Origin of the sequence: Streptomyces sp. NPDC000151, assembly GCF_040301705.1 — a bacterium.
Lineage (GTDB): Bacteria > Actinomycetota > Actinomycetes > Streptomycetales > Streptomycetaceae > Streptomyces.
This window is the reverse complement of the sequence record NZ_JBEPFC010000319.1, coordinates 1-1,066: the sequence shown is the minus strand read 5'-3', so window position 1 is coordinate 1,066 and position 1,066 is coordinate 1. Positions and strand designations below refer to the sequence as shown.

At 76.7% G+C, this 1,066-nt stretch carries 1 protein-coding gene and 1 pseudogene; one reads left to right on the top strand and one right to left on the bottom strand.

Annotated elements, in window-relative coordinates:
- A partial coding sequence (locus ABT381_RS35830; protein ID WP_351602313.1) for a GntR family transcriptional regulator occupies nucleotides 1–649 on the top strand: 649 nt, incomplete at its 5' end.
- A 31-nt stretch (nucleotides 650–680) separates the two neighbouring features.
- Here the strand turns inward: ABT381_RS35830 and ABT381_RS35825 are convergent.
- Nucleotides 681–1,066 (bottom strand): annotated as a pseudogene (locus tag ABT381_RS35825) (hypothetical protein); the annotation flags it as partial.

Sequence of the window (1,066 nt, the reverse complement as noted above, 5' to 3'; positions counted from 1 at the left end):
GCCCGCCGCGCCCTCCGTACGCAAGCCGCAGCGGCACTCCGTACGCGCCCAGGTCCTGGCCGCGCTCCGCGACGCGCTGCTCTCCGGCGAGCTGGCCCCCGGCGCCGTCTACTCGGCGCCCGCGCTCGCCGACAGTTTCGGCGTGTCGCCGACGCCGGTCCGCGAGGCGATGCAGCAGCTCGCCGTCGAGGGCGCGGTCGAGGTGGTCCCCAACCGCGGCTTCCGGGTCGCCGAGCGCACCCCCCGCGACCTCGCCGAACTGGCGGAGGTACGGGCCATGCTGGAGGTGCCGGCCGTACTGCGGCTGGCCCGCACGCTGCCCCCCGAGTGCTGGGAGGAGCTGCGCCCGCTGGCCGCCGCGACCGTCACGGCGGCGGGCCACGGCGACTGCGTCGGCTACGCCGAGGCGGACCGGGCCTTCCACCGTGCGCTCGTCGCGCTGACCGGCAACCGCCAGCTGACCCTCGTCGCCGACGACGTGCAGCGCCGCACGGCCTGGCCGTGCGCCGGCACGAGGGTCGGCGTCGCCGACCTGCTGGCCGACGCCTCGGACCACATGGCCCTCCTCGACGCCCTCATAGCCGGGGACGCCCCCCTCGCCGAACGCATAGCCCGCGACCACCTCACGGGGAGCCGCTTCCTCCACTGAGGCTTCGGCCGTTACGCCACCGTCCCGGCCCTTACGCCGCCGACGGCAGCTGGTCGGCCAGCCATGTCGGTACGCCGTCCATGAGGCGGAAGAGGCGGGCGGCCTCGGCGCGGAGGCGGGCCGCGTCCTCCTCCGGCGCGGCGTCCGCGAGGGCGGCCAGGGCCGGGGCCGTGCCGATCAGGTAGCCCAGTTCCTCGCGGATCCGCAGGGATTCGGTGAAGCCGTGCCGGGCCTCCGCCAACTCGCCGTCGCGCAGGGCGAGTCCGGCCAGATGGCGCCAGGTGAAGGAGAGCAGGAGCGAGTCGTCGTGCGCGGTGGCGGCGGCGTGCGCGCGGCGGTAGGCGGCCCGCGCGGACTGCGGGCTGTCGGCGATGTGCTCGGCCATCAGGCCGCGCCGGAAGTCCAGCAGCGCGCGCC